The organism is Actinopolyspora mortivallis (assembly GCF_003001495.1).
GTDB classification, from domain to species: domain Bacteria; phylum Actinomycetota; class Actinomycetes; order Mycobacteriales; family Pseudonocardiaceae; genus Actinopolyspora; species Actinopolyspora mortivallis_A.
In genome coordinates this window covers 58,532-71,129 of the sequence record NZ_PVSR01000017.1, presented here as the reverse complement: position 1 = coordinate 71,129, position 12,598 = coordinate 58,532, and the positions used below count along the sequence as shown (strand labels likewise).

14 protein-coding genes are annotated in these 12,598 nt (G+C 68.1%); 8 read left to right on the top strand and 6 right to left on the bottom strand.

Annotation, left to right across the window (positions count from 1 at the left end; genetic code table 11):
• Positions 1-135: 135 nt before the first annotated feature.
• Entirely contained in the window at positions 136-906 is a 771-nt protein-coding gene (locus tag CEP50_RS11425) for a TrmH family RNA methyltransferase (protein ID WP_106113940.1), read from the bottom strand.
• Positions 907-1,039: 133 nt separating this feature from the next.
• Between CEP50_RS11425 and CEP50_RS11420 the strand changes: the two genes are divergently transcribed.
• Positions 1,040-2,458 carry a WS/DGAT/MGAT family O-acyltransferase gene (locus tag CEP50_RS11420; RefSeq protein WP_106113930.1) on the top strand — a complete coding sequence of 473 codons (1,419 nt, stop codon included), beginning with the start codon at positions 1,040-1,042 and terminating at the stop codon, positions 2,456-2,458.
• The gene (locus tag CEP50_RS11415; RefSeq protein ID WP_106113929.1) at positions 2,455-2,958 is read left to right on the top strand and encodes a DUF6912 family protein; all 504 of its coding nucleotides are present in this window, start codon (positions 2,455-2,457) and stop codon (positions 2,956-2,958) included. The genes CEP50_RS11420 and CEP50_RS11415 overlap by 4 nt, the downstream gene beginning before the upstream one ends.
• 100 nt (positions 2,959-3,058) lie before the next feature.
• Here CEP50_RS11415 and CEP50_RS11410 read toward each other — a convergent pair whose 3' ends face one another.
• The 4 genes from CEP50_RS11410 to aroA form a co-directional block, all read right to left on the bottom strand.
• A complete protein-coding gene (locus CEP50_RS11410) occupies positions 3,059-3,859 on the bottom strand; it encodes a hypothetical protein (protein ID WP_258175166.1) in 801 nt (266 codons plus the stop codon).
• A gap of 272 nt (positions 3,860-4,131) precedes the next feature.
• The gene (locus CEP50_RS11405) at positions 4,132-4,824 is read right to left on the bottom strand and encodes a hypothetical protein (RefSeq protein WP_258175165.1); all 693 of its coding nucleotides are present in this window, start codon (positions 4,822-4,824) and stop codon (positions 4,132-4,134) included.
• A 246-nt stretch (positions 4,825-5,070) separates the two neighbouring features.
• Complete coding sequence (gene rsgA / locus CEP50_RS11400; protein WP_106113927.1) at positions 5,071-6,081, bottom strand: ribosome small subunit-dependent GTPase A; 1,011 nt, start codon at positions 6,079-6,081, stop codon at positions 5,071-5,073.
• Positions 6,081-7,349 carry a 3-phosphoshikimate 1-carboxyvinyltransferase gene (aroA, locus tag CEP50_RS11395; protein ID WP_106113926.1) on the bottom strand — a complete coding sequence of 423 codons (1,269 nt, stop codon included), beginning with the start codon at positions 7,347-7,349 and terminating at the stop codon, positions 6,081-6,083. Before aroA ends, rsgA begins: the two co-directional genes overlap by 1 nt.
• 175 nt (positions 7,350-7,524) lie before the next feature.
• On the opposite strand from aroA, the gene CEP50_RS11390 reads away from it, so the two are divergent.
• The 4 genes from CEP50_RS11390 (at position 7,525) to rsrA (ending at position 10,217) form a co-directional block, all read left to right on the top strand.
• A complete protein-coding gene (locus CEP50_RS11390; protein WP_106113925.1) occupies positions 7,525-8,271 on the top strand; it encodes an SOS response-associated peptidase in 747 nt (248 codons plus the stop codon).
• Complete coding sequence (locus CEP50_RS11385) at positions 8,268-8,879, top strand: alpha/beta hydrolase family protein (protein WP_106113924.1); 612 nt, start codon at positions 8,268-8,270, stop codon at positions 8,877-8,879. The genes CEP50_RS11390 and CEP50_RS11385 overlap by 4 nt, the downstream gene beginning before the upstream one ends.
• A gap of 238 nt (positions 8,880-9,117) precedes the next feature.
• Complete coding sequence (locus CEP50_RS11380; RefSeq protein ID WP_106113923.1) at positions 9,118-9,885, top strand: sigma-70 family RNA polymerase sigma factor; 768 nt, start codon at positions 9,118-9,120, stop codon at positions 9,883-9,885.
• Positions 9,882-10,217 (top strand): mycothiol system anti-sigma-R factor, encoded by a 336-nt coding sequence (rsrA, locus tag CEP50_RS11375; protein WP_106113922.1) that lies wholly within the window; start codon positions 9,882-9,884, stop codon positions 10,215-10,217. Before CEP50_RS11380 ends, rsrA begins: the two co-directional genes overlap by 4 nt.
• A 181-nt stretch (positions 10,218-10,398) precedes the next feature.
• Here the strand turns inward: rsrA and CEP50_RS20120 are convergent, their stop codons facing one another.
• Complete coding sequence (locus CEP50_RS20120; protein WP_019855346.1) at positions 10,399-10,563, bottom strand: 50S ribosomal protein bL37; 165 nt, start codon at positions 10,561-10,563, stop codon at positions 10,399-10,401.
• Positions 10,564-10,618: 55 nt separating this feature from the next.
• Between CEP50_RS20120 and CEP50_RS11370 the strand changes: the two genes are divergently transcribed.
• Together CEP50_RS11370 and CEP50_RS11365 are read left to right on the top strand one after the other, a co-directional pair.
• The gene (locus CEP50_RS11370; protein ID WP_106113921.1) at positions 10,619-10,870 is read left to right on the top strand and encodes a biotin/lipoyl-binding carrier protein; all 252 of its coding nucleotides are present in this window, start codon (positions 10,619-10,621) and stop codon (positions 10,868-10,870) included.
• Between the two features lie 143 nt (positions 10,871-11,013).
• Positions 11,014-12,504: a sensor histidine kinase gene (locus CEP50_RS11365; protein ID WP_106113920.1), complete on the top strand. Its 1,491-nt coding sequence runs from the start codon at positions 11,014-11,016 to the stop codon at positions 12,502-12,504.
• The last annotated feature ends 94 nt before the right edge of the window (positions 12,505-12,598 follow it).

Sequence of the window (12,598 nt, the reverse complement as noted above, 5' to 3'; positions counted from 1 at the left end):
ACCACGGACACCGCCGACCCCCCACCACACCCACCCCCACCCACAGTGGGGGGCTTTTTCATATCAGTTGTTCTCCGGGACTGCTCCGGCCTCGGACGCATCCCGCTTTTCGCGACCGAACCACGTTGTTCGCTGTCAGTGGTTCCTGGTGTACTCCCGCCGAAGCAGCTCATAGCACACCACGCTGGCTGCGGCACTCACGTTCAACGACTCCAGCCCCGCGCACATCGGGATTCTGATGCGTTCGGCGATCAGCTCCGCAACCGTTCTGGACAGTCCCGCCGTCTCACTGCCGAGCACGAAAACGGCTCTTTCCGGGAACTCGGCCAGGAACAGTTCCTGCTCTCCATGCGAGTCCAGTGAGTACAGGGGATAGCCCGCCTCGATGAGTGACTCCGCGGCGGTCCCGGCGTCGGGGGCGCGCAGAATCGGGGCGTGAAAAGCCACCCCCGCAGAGGCTTTGACGACGAGTGGGTCCAGGTTGGCGACCCCGCGATGCGGCAGTATTATCCCGTCGATTCCGGCAGCGGTCGCGCTGCGCAGCACCATGCCCACGTTCGCGGGTGTGGTCAGCCCGTCCAGCAGCAGCATCCGCCGCGGAGCACGGGCGGGATCGGCGAGTGCGTCCTCCAGCGGACGCATCCTGCGGGCGACGACGTCGGCCACCACGCCCTGATCGTGCCTGCCGTTGCCGGCGAGGAGTTTCACCCGTTGTGCGCTGGCCCGTTTCACGGGGACGGCTCGGTCGGCCGCCGCCTCGGTTATTTCGTGGATGATCTCGCCACGTGCTCCCTCGGCGAGGACCACCTTGTCGACACGGAGTTCGAGGTCCTCGAGCGCTTCGAGAACGGGTTTGCGCCCGTAGATGGTGATGAAACGGTCCCGCGGGGACACCTGCTCCGACAACGGGCGAAACTCCTTTCGGAGGCGGGAAACGTTCTCGCGCGGAACCCGCCTGACATGTCGAACGGCCGCGACCAGTATCCCACGCCGGGTTTTCCCCTTCGCGGGCCTGTGCGCGTGTGCCAGGATCACCGCCATGGTCGACCGACTTTCCGCGCTCGACGCTTCGTTCCTCCACTTGGAGGATCACACCACCCCGATGCACGTGGGTGGGGTGGCGGTGTTCGAACGGCCTGCGCACGGACTCGACTACGACGACATGCTCGCCGCCGTCCGGCGCGGGCTGAGGGACGCGCCTCGTTACCGGCAGAAGGTCGTACGACTTCCGGGTTTTGTGGGACGGCCCGTCTGGGCGGACGATCCGGATTTCGACCTCCGTTATCACGTTCGTCGTTCGGTGTTGCCGGAACCGGGGGAGGACGAGCAGCTGTACGAGCTCACCCAGCGCTTGATGTCCCGAAAGCTGGACACCACTCGACCGTTGTGGGAACTCCACCTGGTCGAAGGACTCTCCCGGGGGAGAGTTGCCGTGATCACCAAGACGCATCAGGCGATGATCGACGGGGTCGGTGCCATCGATCTGGGGCAGCTGATCCTGGACACCACTCCGGAGCGCGGTCTCGCCCGGAGTGAGGATCGGTGGAGTCCCGCTCCGGTCCCCGGCTTCGCCGGGTTGGTCGCCTCCGCGGTGGAAGAAGCGCTCAACCAACCGGGTGAGTTAACCGAGAACCTCCGGACGGCAGCGACGGGGGCGCGGGTGGCCCTGCGGCGGATGACCGGAGTCCTCGGCGGGGTTTGTTCGACCCTGGCAGCCGCGTTGACCCCCTCGCCCTCGGGAACCTTGAATGCCCCCACCTCCGCCCACCGGCGTTTCGCGGTGGCGCGGGGGCGTCTGGAGGACTTCCGGGCTGTGCACCACAGACACGGAGGAACGGTCGACGGCGTGATCCTGACGGCGTTGGCCGGGGCACTGCGTACCTGGTTGCTCTGGCGGGGTGAGGCGGTCACGGCCCGAACCACGGTTCGCGCGCTGGTTCCGGTTCCGGTCGACGAGGGAATGCCGGAGATCCGAGGCTCGGAGGAGACCGGGAGACCCTTCGAGCGGGTGGCGGCCCGCCTGGTGGATCTTCCGGTGGGCGAACCCGATCCGCTCGTGCGGCTGTACCAGGTGGGCTACGCGATGCGCGCCCGTCAGGACACGGGCCGGCCGGTGACCGTTCGGGCCCTGCTCAGGCTGTCCGGATTCGCCCCTACCACGTTGCACGCGCTCGGGGCGCGCGTGGCCGGTGGACTGTCCGACCGTCTGTTCAACCTGCTGGTGACCAGTGCTGCCGGACCACAGGCTCCGCTGTACGGTGCGGGGGCACTCATGGAGGAGATATTCCCGGTGGTACCCCTGATGAGGAATCAGTCCCTGGCGATAGGGATCACCTCGTACAACGGGGGCGTGTTCATCGGGCTCAACGCTGATCGGGCGGCCGTGCCGGATGTGAACGTCCTCGCTGCGATGATCGAGGAATCGGTGGAAGAGATGATCGGGACGGTCGGACGATGAGGATCTACATACCCGCCACGTTGCGCATGCTGCGGGACTTCTTCGAACAGCAGCAGCTGCAACCGCTGAGCGGAACGGCTTTCGCGCTGACTCCGGCGCTGCGCGAAGCCTATTCGAGCGGGGACGCCGAGGAGCTGGAGTACGCGGCCATGCGTGAGGCGGCACGGGCCTCGTTGCGGCTGCTTTCCGGGCAGGAGGGCGACACCGGAGAGGAGCAGCCACGCCGGGTGGTGGTTTCCGCCGACGTCAAGGACGTGACCCTGCGGCCCGATCTGGATCACGCCGTGGTGCGGGTGTCCGGGCCGGTCCCGTGGAAGAAGGTGGCCGCGGTGCACGTGGACACCACCGAAGCCGAACAGGACGTGCGTCAGGCTGCCGCCGTGATAGACGCGGCCGATCTGGGTGACGAGAAGGCCGAGTTGGCGCTGGGCGACGCCGAGGACCACGAACTGGCCTGGTTCGCTCCGCAGGAGGTTCCCTTCATGCTGGAGCTGATGTAGTCCCCGGATCTCGAAGCGGCGTGTTCCGCTGTTCCGGAAGACTTCCCACGGACGGCTTCCCCGGCCGCGGCCGGGGAAGCCGTCCCCGGCGAGCAACGAGTCAGAATTCGTTGACCTTGCTCTCGGGAGGAACGGTGATGTCCACCGGAGCTCCCCAGTCGGAGTAGGTCACCGTGGCGGTGGACTCGGGGACCTCCTGGCCCATCATCGTCATGGGAGGGCTCACCGTCTTCACCTTCGCGGGGAGGTCCTCGGAGTCCACCCACAGCGTGGTCCGTACCTTGCCGTTCATGTTCTCGGCGAGTGTGCCGTAGCGCTCCTTGATGTCGCCCTCGGCCTGCTCCACCACCTTGTTCGGGTCGGTGACGACCTCGTACTTGGTGGTCTGTTTCCCGTTGACCTTCTCTGTCGACTCGCCGGTGATCTCCGAGCCCGGGGGAAGCACGGAGTCCAGGTCGGAGAACTGCTGGAACTGCCCCATCTGGTTCATTCCTCCCGACTCGGAGGAGTTCCTGCTGATTTTCGTCCAGGGCTTCTCCGCGCTTCCCATCTCGGGAATCTTGGAGTAGACGGCGTCCTCGGTCATGACGGTCGAGGTGGCGCCCTCACAGGCCATGCGTTTGTTGGTGATGTCCACCTGGCAGTTCTGGTTCTGGGCCTTGGCGAGCGGGGAACCCTGGAGTACCCCACCGTCGACCTCGATGGTCATCCGCACCGTCTCCTTGGTGCCCATCGTGCTCGACGCCTGGGACGCCAGTTTCGTGACGTCGCGGAACTGGCCGTTCTCCCCGGACTGTTGGGCGTTGTCGCCGTCCTCGGAGGCGGACTGCGACGGGCTGCCGCAGGCTCCTAACGTGCTCACCAGAGCCAGCGCTGACAGCGTCATCATCGTGCGGCGCACGGTCGAGCTCCCCTCGTGTTGATCAGGTCTGAACCAGGAGCAAACTAACAGAGTGCTTCGCCCCCGTGGGTGCCTTCCGCGACGGGTGGCCGTTGTGCTGTGAAGAGTCGCACAGGGAAAGCGGAGTCCGGAAGGCCGTGTCGCCCCCGGCCGCCGGTGGCGGGCCGCCGCGTGCTGGGCGACGGCCCGCCGGAAGACGCTCGCGTCTCTCCCCACGAGGGGGTTCTGGGGAGCCCCGCCGGGACGCCTCCCGGCGGGGCAGCGTGGCGAACTCAGTTCTGGCCCTGCTGGCTGAGCATGAACTGCTTCAGCTCCTCAGCCTCTGCGCGGGTGAGTTCGCGAGTGTCCTCCTCGGGAGGAAGTTTTATCTCCAGGTCCTCGTCCCAGGCGTAGACGGCTTCGACACGGAAATCGCTCTCGGCGTTCTCCGGATCCGGTGGGTTGACGATCACCTTCAGGGGTCTTCCCGAGGAGTCGACCCACATCGTGTAGTCCAGGTGCGCTTTCCCCTCCTTTTTGAGTTTGTTGATCTTTTCCCTCATTTCCGGGTCTATTTCTGTGCCGCTCTCGGCGGACTTCTCCTCGGCGTTCTTCTCGACGTCGACGGTGACGTCATAGCGCAGGGACTTCGTTCCGTCCAGTTCGACCTGCTCGGTCCCGTCGATGCGCGATCCCTCGGGAAGAAGCTCTCCGAGATCCGTGTACTGCTCGGGGTCGCCGAACATCTCCCGGAAGGCGTCGCTCTCCCCGGTCGGAATCTTGACCCACTTCTTCGCCTCGGGGTCGGTTTCTCCGGGATTGAAGTAGAATCCCTCCGGGTCGGACGCGAATTCTATCGCTCCCGAGCACCGCTGGAGCGAGTCGGCGAAATCGATCGAGCAGTCGAAGTTCGGAACCGAGTCCTGTTCTTCGGCTGGAACACCGAGCGTGCGCATCTTGATTCGCACGGTCTGTTGCCCGTCCATGGCCGCGTTGGCCTTTTTCTTCAGTTCGGAGACACTGGCAACGGGAGTGATCTCGGACGACTCCTCCGAGGGCTCGTTCCCGCCGGAGGGGGATTGTGTTCCGCAGGCCCCCACCAGGCCCGTGACGGCGACGGCCGCCATTGCCGCGGACAGTCTTCGCATCGTTTCCTTCCTCGGTTGCTTCCGACCGACGTGGGACCGTAACAACACGGGAAGTCCCGGAGGAAACCGATTTATCGAATTGATTCACTCGTCACGCCCGGTACGCGAACGCAGCAGTCTCCGTAGTGAGGACAGCTGCCGATGACGCCCCTCGCGGGCGGCGAACTCGTCCAGCCGGCACTCCGGATCCTCGGGAGCACCGAGGTGGCCGCAGTTCGGAGGGCACTCCTCGGCGGTTTCCGCGAGGTCCTCGAAGGCGTTCACCAGGTCCCCGGTCGTTATGTGCGCCAGCCCGAACGAACGGATGCCCGGTGTGTCCACCACCCAACCCCCCGCCCCGTCCGGCAGGGGCAAGGCCACGGCCGAGGTGGAGGTGTGTCGGCCCTTGCCCGTCTCGCTGACCTCGGCGGTGCTGCGACGGGCCCGGGGGACCAGACGGTTGACCAGAGTGGACTTGCCCACCCCGGAGTGCCCGACGAGAGCCGACAACCTGCCCCGCAGTACCGCGCGGAGTTCCTCCGGCTCCGCGTCCGGCCTGGTGGTGAGCACGCTCATGTCGAAACCCGCGTAACCGTCCGCCCACTCGGTGGGGTCGGCCAGGTCCGCCTTGGTCAGGCACAGCACGGGGGTGAGCCCTCCGGCGTAGGCGGCGACCAGGCATCGGTCGATGAACCCGGGGCGGGGTGGTGGGTCGGCGAGGGAACTCACGATGACGAGCTGTTCGGCGTTGGCCACCACGACCCTTTCGTACGGGTCGGTGTCGTCCGCCGTGCGGCGCAGCACGCTCTCGCGTTCGTCCACCCGCACTATGCGGGCCAGGGTGTCCGGCTCCCCCGAGGTGTCCCCGACCAACCACACCCGGTCGCCCACCACGATCGGCGTACGACCGAGTTCCCGGGCGCGCATGGCCACCACCTGGTGGTCGGGATTCCCGTCGACCGCGCAGGTCCACCTGCCCCGGTCCACGGCGATCACCATGCCGACCACGGCGTCGCGGTGGGCGGGGCGTTGCTTGCTGCGCGGTCTGCTGTTGCGCCGCCCGGGGCGCACTTTGACGTCGGACTCGTCCAGGTCGCGCCATCCTCGCTGGGCCATCAGCGCACTGTCTCCAGCATCCGGGACCACATCCGGGGGAAGTCGGGAAGGGTTTTGCTCGTGGTGGCGATGTCGTCGACGGTCACGTCGGGAACACGCAGCCCCAGTACCGCCCCGGCGGTGGCCATGCGGTGGTCGGCGTAGGCCCGCCACTGTCCCCCGTGGGGTTCTCCGGGGGTGATGACCAGCCCGTCCTCCGTTTCCTCGGCCCGTACCCCGATGTTGCCGAGCTCCCGGCACAGGGCGGCGAGCCGGTCGGTTTCGTGGCCGCGCAGGTGGGCGATGCCGCGCAGTCGGGACGTCCCCTCGGCGAGCGCGGCGAGCGCGGCCACCGTGGGAGTCAGTTCGCCGACCTCGTGCAGGTCCAGATCGACGGGCGACAGGGTGCGTGGTCCCGTGACGGTCAGACCACGTTCGTCCAGCAGGGTCTCGGCTCCCATACGGGCGAGTATGCCCCGCATGGCGTCCCCGGCCTGGGTGGTTTCGGTGGGCCAGCCCGGCACGGTCACCCGACCGCCGGTGACCGCCGCGGCGGCGAGGAACGGAGCGGCGTTGGACAGGTCCGGTTCCACGGTCCTCTCCAGTGACCGCACCTCCCCGGGGAACACGCTCCAGGTGTCCGGCTGGGAGTCGTCCACCCGCACCCCGTGCTCACGCAACATCCGCACCGTCATGGCGACGTGGGGCAGTGAGGGCATCGCGGCTCCCTCGTGGCGTACGGTCACCCCGTTCCGGAAGGCCGGAGCCGAGAGCAGCAGCCCCGACACGAACTGGGAGGACGCCGAGGCGTCGATGGTGACCTCTCCGCCCCCGATTCCTCCGCCTCCGTGGACGGTGAACGGCAGTGAGTTCCCGTCGATCTCGCCGCCCAGCGTCCGGAGAGCGTCGAGCACCTGGTGCAGGGGCCGTTCCCGGGCCTGCGGGTCCCCGTCGAAGGTGACCTCCCCCTCGGCCAGGCAGGCCAGCGGGGGCAGGAAGCGCAGTACCGTTCCGGCGAGACCGCAGTCGACCGTGGCCGGCCCACGGGGCGTTCGCGGGGTCACCAGCCATTCTCCGTCGGGGCCGTCGGAGATCTCCGCCCCGAGACAGCGGAGCGCCTCGGCCATGAGGAGGGTGTCCCTGCTGCGTAACGGAGCACGCAGCACGGAGGGCCCGGAGGCCAGACATGCCAGGATCAGAGCCCGGTTGGTGATCGATTTCGAGCCGGGGACGTCGACGGTGGCGTGCACCGCCCCGGGGGCCACGGGAGCGAGCCAGGGAGTGGTCATAGGGTCATGGTCGCTCATCGCGGGCTCGGAATCCGGGTGTGGGTGCGTTACCGTTGCCCTGCCGACAGGGGAGCGCTCCCCGGAACTGCGGGGAGGCAAACGGCGGCATACGGTCGGCGCGTCGGGCCGGTCCGGCGGCCCGCGGTGCACGACGACTCCGGGAGGTGCGCCGACGATGTGCGGCAGATACGTCTTGTCGAAGACCGCCGAGGAACTGGCCACCGAGTTCGGGGCCAGGGACGCCACCGGTGAGAAGGCCCCGGGGCCCGACTACAACATCGCGCCCACCAAGCCGGTCTGCGCCGTCGTGCAGCGGTATCCGAAGGACGAGGAGGGCAACGTGACCTCCGAGTTCTCCGAGCGCAGCGTGCGGGTGATGCGGTGGGGGCTCGTCCCGAAGTGGGCCAAGGACCCCTCGGTGGGAAACCGCATGATCAACGCTAGGTCGGAGACGGTGTCCACCAAACCGGCGTTCCGTGGGGCCGTGCGGCACTACCGTTGCCTGCTTCCCGCCGACGGTTGGTACGAGTGGAAGGGCACCGGCAGTCCCAAGCAGCCGTACTTCGCGGGCGCGGGGGACGGATCGAGTCTGGGCATGGCGGGAATATGGGCCACCTGGCGGGATCCCTCCGACCCGGGTGGCACTCCACTGGTGAGCTGTGCCGTGCTGACCACCGACGCGGTGGGCGAGTTGGCCGAGATCCACGAACGGATGCCGCTGGTGCTGCCCCGTGATCTCTGGGAGCGGTGGTTGGACCCCGACACCGAGAACGTCGAGGAGCTGCTGGCTCCCCCCGATCCCGGATTCGTCGCCGGTTTCACGCTGCGTCCGGTGTCCCGGGCGGTCAACAATGTGTCCAACAACGGGCCGGAGTTGACCGAGTCGGTCCCCGAGACGGAGAACACACTGTTCGAATCATGACCAGGGTAGAGGTGGAAACCCCCCACGGCACCGCTCGGGCGGAGCTGCACAGCGCCTCCGAGGGACGTGCCGCGTTGTTGCTCGGTCACGGGGCGGGGGGTGGTTTCGGGGCCGAGGACCTGATCTGTGCCACACGCACGGCCACCGTCGCCGGGGTGCACGTCGCCCTCGTCGAACAGCCCTACCGCGTGGCGGGACGACGCGCGCCGGCCCCGGCCCGGCAGCTCGACGCGGCGTGGCTGTCCGTGGCCGAGGACCTGGGACAACGGTGGTTCCCCGAACTTCCGCTGATTTTCGGGGGACGTTCCTCGGGCGCCCGGGTGGCGTGCCGCACGGCGGAGGAGGGCGGCGCCTCCGCCGTGGTGTGCCTGGCCTTTCCACTGCATCCGCCGGGCAGGCCGGACAGGGACCGCGGTGCCGAACTCGATGCCGTGGAGGTGCCCACCCTGGTGGTGCAGGGAGACCGCGACCCGTTCGGTGAGCCCGCCCCGGCCAGCAACCGCGAGGTCGTGCTCGTGCCCGGCGATCACGCGCTCCGGGCGGACACGAGCGCCGTGTCCAGGGCCGTGGCCGAGTGGCTGGGACGGGTGCTGCGGCTGATCGACTGAACGACTCTCGTGCCCCCGGGGGGCTGCGTGGGGACTGCTCGTGGTTCGGATCCCGGGGAATAACGGTCCGAGGGGGGCTGTTGAACGGGACGTGTTGACGGAGCGAAGCGGCACGACCGTGTGCGAGCAGCAACCCAGCCTCAAGGAGTGCGTGTCCCCACCCACGGCACGGGACTCTTCGAGGCGTAGTCGGGAGCGCACCGGGGTATCCTGGGAGAGTACTCATGTCGCCGAGGGCATGGGGTCGTCACCATCACCGTTGTCGAGCTGGTGGCGGGAAGGGAGCCCGGTGCCTGGTAGCAGGGGGCAGGCGGACACTGCCGAGAACGCGCGGCCGGAGGAGACCGGCGAGCAGCAGCCGGAGCGGGCCGTTCAGCCGAACGCGGAGTCCGGGGCCGCGGACCCCGAGGACGCGGAGACCGAGGAGGAGCGCGTCGCGCGGTTCGAGCGGGACGCGATGCCGTTGCTGGACCAGCTCTACGGTGCCGCGTTGCGCATGACGCGGAATTCGGCCGATGCCGAGGACCTCGTCCAGGAGACCTACCTCAAGGCGTACTCGGCGTTCAAGTCCTACACCAGGGGAACCAACCTCAAGGCCTGGCTGTACCGCATTCTGACCAACACCTACATCAACGGCTACCGCAAGAGGCAACGCCAGCCGCAGCAGCAGCCGACCGACGAGATCGCCGACTGGCAGTTGGCCCAGGCGGAGAGCCACACGTCCAGCGGACTGCGCTCGGCGGAGCTGGAGGCTCTGGACCGACTGCCGGACACCGACGTGAAGAACGCGTTGCAGCAGTTGGCCGAGGAGTTCCGCATGGTGGTCTACCTGGCCGACGTCGAGGGGTTCGCCTACAAGGAGATCGCCGAGATCATGGACACCCCCATCGGCACCGTGATGTCGCGGTTGCACCGCGGACGCAGGCAGCTACGGGAGATGCTGACCGATGTGGCGCGTGAACGTGGTTTCCTCCGTACGCGGAGCCAGGAGGTGAGCGCGTCGTGAGCCACGAGGACCATACGCAAACCTCCTGTGCGGACGTGCTCGCCGAGGTCTGGCTGTTCCTGGACAACGAGTGTGACCAGGAGCGCCGGGCGGTCCTGCGCAGACATCTCGACGAATGCGGCTCCTGCCTGGAGCACTACGGGATCGAGGAACACCTCAAGGAGCTGTTGCACCGCAAGTGTGGCGGGGAGCACGCTCCGGCCGAGCTGCGGGACCGGCTGCGCAGTTCGATCCGGGAGAGTGTTCTGCGTCAGGCCGACGTGACGGTCGAACGGGGCCCGGAGGGCACCTCGGTGGAGGTGCGGGAGAAGCAGCACCCCGCCACGGAGTGACCCCCGTCCCACCACGGTCGATCCCGGCGCGGGCCCGTGCGTGCCGAAGCTCCTCGACACCTCCTCCGCGCATGTGAGAAGACCCCCGAACCGTGCGTCCGGTTCGGGGGTCTTCTCGCGTGCGGCGGCGGAGACACGAGCGGCGCCGGTGCCACCGCGCCGCCCGTTCCGCGCCGGGGCGTCACTTGCCGCGCAGGGGACGCTTGCCGTGGTTGGCGTTGTTCTTGCGCGCGGCCTTCTTCTTGCGGGCCCGCTTGGCCATAGGGCACTCCTCATCCGACTCGAGTTCGAACCCCTCCAGTCTGACATGTTCGGTGACCTGCTGTTCGTGGGCGGTTGCCGACATGGTTTCCTGGTGAGCAGGGTTGACCCGGCCGGAGTGAGAAGGGAAGCGGTAGCTGATGGCGCAGGAGGTCCGTGCCGAGCTGGTGGCCAACGTCATGTCCGTCGACGTGAACGTCGGTGACAGGGTCTCGGACGGTGACTCGCTGGTGGTGCTGGAGTCGATGAAGATGGAGATTCCGGTACTGCTCGAAGGCTCGGGTCGTGTGGACCGGGTGGCCGTGCGGCCGGGGGACGTGGTCCGTGAGGGGGACCTGCTGGCCGTGGTCGAGGAACCCGATGCGGAGAAGGCGACCTCGGAGCGGGGGTGAGCCGTCCTCCGGACCCGTGGGGTGTCCTCGCGTGGTCCCGGAAGTCGAAGTGCGGGGCGTGCGGGACGGTTGTCGGGCTCCGTACGGGGTGGCTCGTGACCGGAGATCTCCAACAGCTCGTGGGAAGGGTGTAGGGACCTCTCGTGTCCACGCTCAGTGATCTGCTCGCCGAACACACGGGCCTGCCCGGTTCGGTGGCGGACCATCTCCAACTGGTCGTCGCCGAGTGGCAGTTGTTGTCGGACCTGTCCTTCGCCGACTTCCTGCTCTGGGTTCCGGTCGGTGCGGAGGGGGCGGCCGACGATCGTTTCCTCTGTGTCGCCCAGGCCCGGCCCACGACGGCTCCCACCGCCCATCCCGAGGACATGGTGGGCACCGAGGTCACTCCCCAGGAGCACCCCCAGTTGCAGCGCGCGGCGCGGGAGCGGCGGATCTGCCGGGAGGAGGATCCCCGCTGGCACATGGGGGTGCCCGTGCGCAGGGAGACGATCCCCGTCCGGCTGGGGGAGAGCGTGGTCGCGGTGCTGAGCCGGGACACCAATCTGGCGGTTCCCCGGGTGCCGAGCCCGTTGGAGATCTCGTATCTGGGCAGTGCGGCCGATCTGTGCCAGATGATCGCCGACGGCAGTTTCCCCACGGCCGAACCCGCCCCCGACGTGCACACCAGCCCTCGGGTCGGGGACGGGCTGATTCGGTTGGACAGTGCGGGCACGGTGGTTTTCGCCAGTCCGAACGCGTTGTCCGCATACCACCGGATGGGGCACGCGGCCGATCTCGTGGGAGGGCCGTTGGCCCCGTTGACACGGTCGCTGCTGTCCGATCCCTTCGACGCCGACGAGGTGTCCCAGCGGATCCGGCAGGCGTTGGACGGGCAGCCGGGGATGCGTATCGAGGCGGAGGCCCAGGGGGCCACCGTGTTGTTCCGGGCCCTGCCGTTGCAGCCGCGCGGTCAGGCCGCGGGGGCGTTGGTGCTGGTCCGGGACGTGACCGAGGTCAAGCGCCGGGACCGGGCCCTGATGTCCAAGGATGCCACGATCCGGGAGATCCACCACCGGGTGAAGAACAACCTGCAGACGGTGGCGGCCCTGTTGCGGTTGCAGTCCCGCCGTACCGGTAACGGCGCCGCCAGGCAGGCACTGGACGAGTCCGTGCGCAGGGTGACCTCGATCGCCCTGGTGCACGAGACGTTGTCCATGTCCGTCGACGAACGGGTGGACCTGGACGACGTCGTGGACCGGGTCATTCCGATGATGAGCGACCTGACCAGTGTCGGACCCGGTGTGACCGTGCGCCGACAGGGCAGGTTCGGGGTGGTTGCCGCCGAACTCGCCACCCCGTTGGTGATGGTGCTGACCGAGCTGGTGCAGAACGCTCTGGAGCACGCCTTCCCGGAGGACCGGGGAGGGGAGGTGGTGGTGCGGGCGGAGCGTTCGGCGCGTTGGCTGGACGTGGTGATCTCCGACGACGGATGTGGCCTGCCGACGGACTTCTCCCTCGAACACGCCGAACGTCTCGGCCTGCAGATCGTGCGAACCCTGGTGGAGTCGGAGCTCCGGGGCTCGTTGAGTTTGCGCGGTCGTGACCAGCGGGGTACCGAAGCGGTGTTGCGGGTGCCGCTGAAGTACCGCCGCTGAGTCCGGTGACCGCCGGGTGCGTCGATGGTGTTCGCACACGGGATAGGGTGTGCGTGGGTCGATCCTGTCGGCCCCCCTGTTGGAGCGCGTTCCC

Coding starts and splice junctions, on each gene's coding strand:
- CEP50_RS11420 (WP_106113930.1), top strand. CDS start 1,040: ATGGTCGACCGACTTTCCGCGCTCGACGCTTCGTTCCTCCACTTGGAG.
- CEP50_RS11415 (WP_106113929.1), top strand. CDS start 2,455: ATGAGGATCTACATACCCGCCACGTTGCGCATGCTGCGGGACTTCTTC.
- CEP50_RS11405 (WP_258175165.1), bottom strand. CDS start 4,824: ATGGACGGGCAACAGACCGTGCGAATCAAGATGCGCACGCTCGGTGTT.
- rsgA (WP_106113927.1), bottom strand. CDS start 6,081: ATGGCCCAGCGAGGATGGCGCGACCTGGACGAGTCCGACGTCAAAGTG.
- aroA (WP_106113926.1), bottom strand. CDS start 7,349: ATGACCACTCCCTGGCTCGCTCCCGTGGCCCCCGGGGCGGTGCACGCC.
- CEP50_RS11390 (WP_106113925.1), top strand. CDS start 7,525: ATGTGCGGCAGATACGTCTTGTCGAAGACCGCCGAGGAACTGGCCACC.
- CEP50_RS11385 (WP_106113924.1), top strand. CDS start 8,268: ATGACCAGGGTAGAGGTGGAAACCCCCCACGGCACCGCTCGGGCGGAG.
- CEP50_RS11380 (WP_106113923.1), top strand. CDS start 9,118: ATGGGGTCGTCACCATCACCGTTGTCGAGCTGGTGGCGGGAAGGGAGC.
- CEP50_RS20120 (WP_019855346.1), bottom strand. CDS start 10,563: ATGTCGGCAACCGCCCACGAACAGCAGGTCACCGAACATGTCAGACTG.
- CEP50_RS11370 (WP_106113921.1), top strand. CDS start 10,619: ATGGCGCAGGAGGTCCGTGCCGAGCTGGTGGCCAACGTCATGTCCGTC.